The organism is Oscillibacter sp. CAG:155, assembly GCA_000436875.1.
Taxonomy (GTDB): domain Bacteria; phylum Bacillota; class Clostridia; order Oscillospirales; family Oscillospiraceae; genus Oscillibacter.
This window is the reverse complement of sequence record FR890932.1, coordinates 15,664-22,901: the sequence shown is the minus strand read 5'-3', so window position 1 is coordinate 22,901 and position 7,238 is coordinate 15,664. Positions and strand designations below refer to the sequence as shown.

The window sequence follows — 7,238 nt, the reverse complement described above, 5'->3', positions numbered from 1 at the left end:
GGACCCGCCGTTCCAGCTCCGGAGAGGCATAAAGCCCTCCGTCCCGGGTCAGCTCCTCCCGGCTTTTCCCGGTGCCGAAGCACACCAGCTCCCGGGCCTCCAGCGTAGCAGCCTCAATGCCGGAGCGCCGCAGCTGCTGACGGATATCCAGGTATAAATTGTTATAGGTAATTGCCATAAGTACGTTCCGTCCTTCCAATCTCCCCCGTGATGCGCCTGTCCCGGTCTCCCGTTTACCAGGCGTCCTTACCCTTCTCCGAGGGCAGCACCAGCTCCAGTGACCGGATAGCACACTCGATCATGCCGTCATCCGGCTCATTGGTGGTAAAGTTCTGCATCCACAGTCCGGGGGCGGTGAGGATCTTGGCCAGGACGTTGTCCTGAGCATGGCGGCCCACCCAGCGGTTGAACTCGTAGGTGATACCCACCACCAGCGGCAGCAGCAGCAGATGGGCCAGCGTCCGCAGCCAGACATTGGTAATGGGCCAGATGCCAAATACCACGCTGGATGCCAGAATCGACACGAAAATCACCACAAAGAGAAAACTGGTGCCGCAGCGGGGATGATGCCGGGGCTGAATACGGACGTTTTCCACCGTCAGCGGCAGTCCCGCCTCATAGCAGAAGATACTTTTATGCTCCGCCCCGTGGTACTGAAACACCCGGTAAATATCCTTCTGCTTGGAGCAGACGATCAAATAGACCAGAAAGATCAAAACCTTCAGGATACCCTCCACCAGGTTTCTCCCCCACATGGGGAAGTCCGGGAAAAAGTGCAGAATGCCGCCTGTCAAAAAGGTGGGCAGCACCAGGAACAAAAAGATGCTCATCCCCACGCCCAGCAGCACCGCCAGCGCCACCACGGCGCTTTCCAGCTTCTTACTTGAGAGGTGCTTTTCCAGCCAAAGCTCAAATTTTGAGGGCTTGGCCGCCTCTTCCTCCGGATAAAAATCCGCCGAGTACATCAGCGCCTTGACGCCGCTGACCATAGCTCCCAGGAAGTTCACGGTGCCCCGTACCAGTGGGAGGCCCAGGATGGGATAGCGGTCCTTGATGAACCGCAGCTCCTCCACCTTTTCCACCAGGTGGCCCTCCTGATCTCGGACCACGATGGCCTGCTTCTCCGGCCCCCGCATCAGGATGCCCTCGATCAGCGCCTGTCCGCCGATGCTGGTGCGGAAGGCGCAGGATTTGTTCTGCTCTGCCATGGATGTTCCTTTCTAATCTCTTAGTGTAGCATATTTTTCAGCAAAAATCAAACGATTGTTCGATTTTCATTCCTTCATCGGAAGGCGAATGGTAACGATGGCACCGCCGCCGTCCGCATTGCCGATGGTAAAGGTTCCGTTGTGGAGGTTGACGATCTCATCGCACACCGCAAGGCCGATGCCGCTGCCCCGGGCCTTGGAAGAACCCTTGTAGAACTTCTGCTTGATAAAGGGCAGCTCCGCCTCCGGGATTCCGGGGCCGTAGTCCCGGACCCGGACCACCTCGTATTCGCCCTCCTGGCAGACCGATGCGGTGATGCGCTTGCCGGAACCGCCGTGCTTGGCGGCGTTATCCAGTACGTTGCAGAAGACCTGCTTGAGCCGCTCCGGGTCTCCGGGAATGGGCGGCAGCAGCTCGTCTCCGCTCTCGTACTCCAGGTCGATACCCTCCTGCCGGAAGAGCTGGCGGTAGGTGAATACAGCGTCCTCAAACTCCGCCTGGAGGTCCACCTCCTCAATGCGCAGCGTGAACCGGCCGTCCTCCATCTTGGAGAATTCCAGCAGCTCCTCCACCATTGTAGAAAGACGCCTGGACTCATTGAGGATGATGCGGATGCCCCGGCGCAGCTGCACCGGATCGCCGGTTGGGTCCGCCAGGATCGTCTCACCCCAGCCGTTGATGGCCGTCAGCGGTGTGCGCAGCTCATGGGACACCGAGGAGATGAACTCGGATTTCATCTTTTCATTCTGGCCGATCTTCAGCGACATGTCGTTGATGTTGTCCACCAGTTCTCCCATTTCGTCGGTGTATTTGTTTTCAATCTGGATTCCGTAGCTGCCGGCGGAGATCCGCTTGGCCGCGTCCGTCACCACCGCCACCGGCTCCGCCACGTTGTTGATGAAGAGCAGGTTGGAGATGACGACCAGCGCCATGCACAAGATGGCTACCGCCAGAATCACGAGATTTGCCAGCATGATCTGTCGGTCCGCCACCCGCAGCGACGTGACAAAGCGCATCACGCCCACCACCCGGCCGTTAAAGGTCAGGGGATGGGAGACAGAGAGGATCTTCTCCCCGGTCTCCGGGTCCTTCCCCTGGAAGGCCTTCATCTCATTTTCCGCGATGGCCTGATCGATGTCGCTGGTACCGGGAGCGGTGCCGGCCGTCAGGCCGGAGGTGGACACCTGGATGCGCCCGGTGCTGCTGATAAACTGCAGCTCGATGCGGTCCTTGTCCTCGTAGGAATTGGCGGTCTGCTCCGCTTTCCGGGAATACTCGGCAAAGCCGTTGTCCATAAAGTACTCGTCAAAGGCGCTGGCCAGCGCCTGGGCCTGCTTTTCCAGGCCATTTTGCATGCTGCGGTAATAGTAGCTGGATACCCCCGCGGAAAACAGAGTCATCAGCAAAATCAGCAGCACCAGAACCGGCATTACGGTGTTGACGATCCACCGCTGCCGCAGACCCCGCAGCCGCAGGACCTTCCATCTGGGGGGCTTCCCTTCCGTCATAGCGGGACCTCCTCTCCCGATCCGTGTTTCATTTCAGTTGAGCCAGCCGACGCCGGATCAAAAAGCGCCGCTCGTATTTGATGGCAGCATACCGCTGGACACGGCCCAAAAGGATCGCGTCTTCCGCGCCGCCCAGGACCCCCACGAGAGGAATCCCCTGGAGGATCTTTCCATACAGCACCGCTTCCGACACCTGCCGGGCCGTTGCCCGGAGCTGGACCTCCTCAGGCGGCTGGTCCCGCCAGCACCCGTCCTGGATAAAGGCATTCAGCGCCTGGTTGCGATCTCTCAGCTCTGCCCCGTCGGACAGTGCCGCTTCGATCAGGCGCAAAACGAAGCGCCGTTCGGACGGCGTGTCATGGGAAAAACCAAAGCTCTCCCCGGTCTCATAGACGCATTTGAGCAGCATGGCGGTAAAAAGCGGCACGTCCGGCAGTGCCGCACCCACGAGGCCCATGCCGATCCCGGCAGCGCCGGAGAGCAACACATTGCCCCGGCCGGCCGTGCCGGCAGCTTTGGAAAACGCCCGCAGGGCCCTGTGGTCCTCCCGCTGGTCTGCGGCGTATTGCCGCACCCGACAGTCGGCCCGCCGCCGGTCCTGCCGTCCTGCCCAGTCGATCAGTCCGGTGCCCTTTTCAAACACCGCTGAAAATGCCTTGGAAAAAGCGGTGTGCAGTGTCTCCAGCAGCGATTCCGGCGCCAACTCGCCCAGCTTTGCATCCAGCTGGGATTCCCGGCGGGTCTCATATCGGGCCAGATACCGCTCCTCACGCCGCCAAACCGCCTGGTATGCCCGCTGCCACGGCGTCTTCAGCATGCCCATGCGCTCACACCTCCGGACACGCTCAAAAGCCCCACTTGTATCCATATCCCCAGACAGTGGTGATATAAGTGGGATTCTGCACGTTATCCTCGATCTTCAGCCGGAGACGGCGGACGTTGACATCCACGATCTTCAGCTCACCGAAATAGTCCCGACCCCAAACCATGTCCAGGATCTCCTCCCGGGAGAGGGCCTTGCCCGGGTTTTCCATAAAGACCTTCATGATGGAGTACTCCACCTGGGTCAGCTTGATCCGCTGGCCGTTCTTCTCCAGCGTCCGGTTGCGGGTATTGAGCAGGAAGGGGTCCTGCCGGATCTCCCCGGTCTGGACCGGGTCCTCCCCGCCGGCCCGGCGGAACAGCGCATCCACCCGGGCGGTGAGTTCCGCCGGGGAGAAGGGCTTGGTCACATAGTCGTCGGCGCCGGTCATCAGGCCCGTGACCTTATCCATTTCCTGGGAACGGGCAGTGAGCATGATGATGCCGATCTTGGTGTTGGTAGCCCGAATGCGGCGGCAGACCTCAAAGCCGTCGATCCCCGGCAGCATGATATCCAGAAGCGCCACCTTGGTGTCCGGGTTCTCCTGCAAACGGTCCAGGGCCTCCTCGCCGCTCTCCGCCTCAATGACGTCATAGCCGGCCCGGCGCAGATTGATGACGATAAAACTGCGGATGCTGGATTCATCCTCCAGTACCAATACTTTTTTCATGGTGATATCCGTCCTTTCTGCCTTCTCAGTTGTCTCCGGTCAGCCATTCGGACCGGATCAGGCTGAATGCCTCCCGCACCTGGTCTTCCGTCAGTCCGTACTTCCATCCGCTGTTGCCGCTCAGCAGCTCGGCCGTATAAGTGGCGTCCGACTGACGGCTGAGATTAAACCGGTTTCCGCGGCTGGCCTGAACTTCCCTGTTGCTGCCGGTGAGGGTGCTGATGCTCAGGATCTCCCGCACGGTATCTCCCTCCTGTACGGAAAAGGTCACAACGGTCTCATCCGTGCCGGAGCTGCGGTGTATCTGGATCAGATCCGTCCAGTCCTCCGGCAGCTGGAAATACCAGCCGCTCTCCATATCATGATACGTCCGCATCACGATCTTGCCCTTTCCCTCGGAGTCGTAGCTGTACCAGTCAATGCGGTAGCCGTCATCCGAAGTCAGTCCGCTACCCCAGCCCGGCATCGACACAGGCTGCGGCACCTCCGTCACGCCGTCGTTGTTGATGTCGTAGGGATACAGCGACCGAAACGGCGCAATCACCTGGGAAACCCCCGTCATGTTGGAGAGCACCGCATTGGTCAGCTCTCCGTCCCGAACGGTCAGAATATCCGTGATGGCCTCAGCATTTTCCGCGACACCGGTGATAAACAGTGCAGGCACCTCGTCCCGCAGCATACCGTTGACGATCCGTCCCTGCTGGCTCAGTTCTGCCATGGTAATGGAGATGCGGATCGTGGAGCTGGGCAGCAGACTTCCGTCCTGCCAGCTGTAATATTCCGCAACGCCCTCGCCCTGGTTGTCTGAGCGCAGAACCATCAGTTCCTTTTGCTGATCCTGGTCCAAGTCGGTGATGGCATATTTGACGTAATTGGACCGGACCAGCTCTACCGCCTCGTCGCCGTCCAGTGCGTAGACCGACAGCGCCTGCAAGTCCGTACTGACCCGCCAGCCCACCAGCAGTGCCATCTCGCCGTCTCCATTGAGATCCTGATAGTCGATGCTGTAAATGGCGGTACCGCTTCCCTCAATCACTGCTACCTGCCGGTAACTCTCGCCCTCAGCGGCAAAAATATAGATCTTCAAGGGCTTTTCATCCGCGGCATTACGGAAAAATGCCACGGCCTCTTCCTGGCCGTCACCGTCCAGATCCACCATCTGCACCGCCTGAATATTGGTTCCCGAGGTAGGCGCGGCATACTCCGCCCCTCCATTGATGATTTCGGAAAGGCACTGGTTGAGCGCATCATACTTCGGCGGAAGCTGCGGCAGGCTGTAAAGCTCCTGGGGGTTGAAAATGAATCCGGTGCTGCAGCCGCAGGCCGTTTGCAGCAATACGCCAAGCATCAGTCCCAGCAAAGCGGCGCGCATCCATCGTCTCACGGTCTCGTTCCCCCCTTTTGTATCGCGCAGGTCGCAGATGTGCATAACGCGCATAATTTAACTTATATATGATAGCACGTCCTCCAAGATTTGTGTAGATCTTCTTTTGATTTTCCACGTTTTTTACGGACTGTTCATGATTTTGTCCGGAATCAAAATCCGCTCTTGAATTTTACTTTTTCATCTAGTATAATAAACAAGCACTGTAATTGCCGGTGTGATGGAATTGGTAGACGTGACGGACTCAAAATCCGTTGGTAGCGATACCGTGTGGGTTCGAGTCCCACCACCGGCACCACGTCGGAGCAAAGTCCGCTTTGCTCCGACGTCTTTTTGTTCCCATGGCAAAAAACATTATCCGCCCGTTCCCTTGCTCCTTCTTTCCAAATCGCAACCGCTTGCGCTGGGTTGCGATTTGGTTTTGGATGCAGCATCTATCCTGCTGCGAATGTGCACGTCGAAGCAAGCGCCATATCGCTTGCTCTGACTTTTTTATAAAAGCGAGCGCTCTTTGTATCGCGGGAAAATTTTCCGCGATGCTTTTTTATTTTTTACTTGACTTTATCAAGTTTGCGCATTATACTTGACCAGGTCAAGAAAAAGGAGTTGACCGTTTCATGTTCCAAACCCTTGCCTACTACGCCACCGTGTTTCACCGCAGCTTTACCGCCTATACCACCCGGCGGCTCCAGCAGCTGGGGCTGAGCTTCGGCTCTTTGTTCCCGGTCATCTATGTAGGCAAGCACCCAGGCTGCACCCAGGCGGAACTGACAGCGGCCCTGGGCCTGGATTGGGGCTACTCCCAGCGCTGTATCACCAAACTGGTGGAGGAGGGATTCCTCACCCGGGAAAAGTCCGGCCGGGCCTACCACCTGAATCTGAGTCCCAAAGGGCAGGAGGCCTTTTCTGTCAGTCACCAGGTCTTTTTCGACTGGGACAAGGAGGCTCTGAGTGCCCTGGACGAGGCAGAACAAAAACAGTTATTTGCACTCTTAGAAAAAGCCACCAGAAAAGGAGTGGATTCTACATGTACGAAAACATCTCCAGCCCCCTGAACTACGGCGGGCTGCCCCTGAAAAACCGCATCATCTTTGCTCCCACCAGTCTGGGCCTTCCCCAGGAGGAGCAGGTGGAACGCCTGCGCAGAATCGCCGCAGGAGGCTGCGCCATGATCATCATCGGCGATGTGCCGGTGCTCCCGCACGGCTTCGGCCCCTCTCTCTATTCCAAGAAAGGCTTTGCCTTTTACAAGGCCCTGGCAGATGCCGTCCACCGGGAGGGATGCAAGCTCTGCGCACAGCTTCACCAGTCCGACTCCAATCTCAAGGCCATGGTGAAGTACATCCCCGGCGTGCTCACCAAGCGTATCTCCATGGAGGAACTGCGGCCTCTTCTGAATCAGCAGGTGGCCCCTTACATCACGGGCCTTCCGGAGAAAAAAATCGCACAGATCACCGACGCCTTCGGAACAGCGGCAGAGCTGGCCCTGCAGGCGGGCTTTGATATGGTGCAGGTCCATGGAGACCGGATGTGCGGCAGCTTCAGTTCCACGGTCTTCAACCACCGCACCGACCGCTACGGCGGCGGCCCCGGGAACCCAGCCCG

General features: G+C 58.5%; 6 protein-coding genes, 1 tRNA gene and 1 pseudogene. 3 read left to right on the top strand and 5 right to left on the bottom strand.

What is annotated here, in order from left to right; all coding sequences use genetic code 11:
• Positions 1–233 precede the first annotated feature (233 nt).
• The 5 genes from QZL67_RS07255 to QZL67_RS07235 form a co-directional block, all read right to left on the bottom strand.
• The gene (locus QZL67_RS07255) at positions 234–1,208 is read right to left on the bottom strand and encodes a DUF1385 domain-containing protein (RefSeq protein ID WP_022290071.1); all 975 of its coding nucleotides are present in this window, start codon (positions 1,206–1,208) and stop codon (positions 234–236) included.
• 66 nt (positions 1,209–1,274) lie between these two features.
• Positions 1,275–2,717, bottom strand: coding sequence for a HAMP domain-containing sensor histidine kinase (locus tag QZL67_RS07250; RefSeq protein WP_022290070.1), 1,443 nt, complete (start codon positions 2,715–2,717; stop codon positions 1,275–1,277).
• A gap of 28 nt (positions 2,718–2,745) precedes the next feature.
• A complete protein-coding gene (locus QZL67_RS07245; protein ID WP_022290069.1) occupies positions 2,746–3,540 on the bottom strand; it encodes an EcsC family protein in 795 nt (264 codons plus the stop codon).
• 22 nt (positions 3,541–3,562) lie between these two features.
• Positions 3,563–4,249 (bottom strand): response regulator transcription factor, encoded by a 687-nt coding sequence (locus QZL67_RS07240; protein WP_022290068.1) that lies wholly within the window; start codon positions 4,247–4,249, stop codon positions 3,563–3,565.
• 25 nt (positions 4,250–4,274) lie between these two features.
• A complete protein-coding gene (locus QZL67_RS07235) occupies positions 4,275–5,633 on the bottom strand; it encodes a VCBS repeat-containing protein (protein WP_292920068.1) in 1,359 nt (452 codons plus the stop codon).
• A gap of 211 nt (positions 5,634–5,844) precedes the next feature.
• On the opposite strand from QZL67_RS07235, the gene QZL67_RS07230 reads away from it, so the two are divergent.
• From QZL67_RS07230 to QZL67_RS07220, 3 genes and pseudogenes are all read left to right on the top strand, one after another.
• A tRNA-Leu gene (locus QZL67_RS07230) sits at positions 5,845–5,931 on the top strand.
• Between the two features lie 319 nt (positions 5,932–6,250).
• A complete protein-coding gene (bilQ, locus tag QZL67_RS07225) occupies positions 6,251–6,688 on the top strand; it encodes a bilirubin utilization transcriptional regulator BilQ (RefSeq protein ID WP_022290066.1) in 438 nt (145 codons plus the stop codon).
• Positions 6,661–7,238 (top strand): annotated as a pseudogene (locus QZL67_RS07220) (NADH:flavin oxidoreductase); the annotation flags it as partial. The gene bilQ and the pseudogene QZL67_RS07220, both read left to right, overlap by 28 nt.

Excerpts from the sequence above, each read along its gene's own strand:
- QZL67_RS07255 (WP_022290071.1), bottom strand. The coding sequence starts at position 1,208 with ATGGCAGAGCAGAACAAATCCTGCGCCTTCCGCACCAGCATCGGCGGA.
- QZL67_RS07250 (WP_022290070.1), bottom strand. The coding sequence starts at position 2,717 with ATGACGGAAGGGAAGCCCCCCAGATGGAAGGTCCTGCGGCTGCGGGGT.
- QZL67_RS07245 (WP_022290069.1), bottom strand. The coding sequence starts at position 3,540 with ATGGGCATGCTGAAGACGCCGTGGCAGCGGGCATACCAGGCGGTTTGG.
- QZL67_RS07240 (WP_022290068.1), bottom strand. The coding sequence starts at position 4,249 with ATGAAAAAAGTATTGGTACTGGAGGATGAATCCAGCATCCGCAGTTTT.
- bilQ (WP_022290066.1), top strand. The coding sequence starts at position 6,251 with ATGTTCCAAACCCTTGCCTACTACGCCACCGTGTTTCACCGCAGCTTT.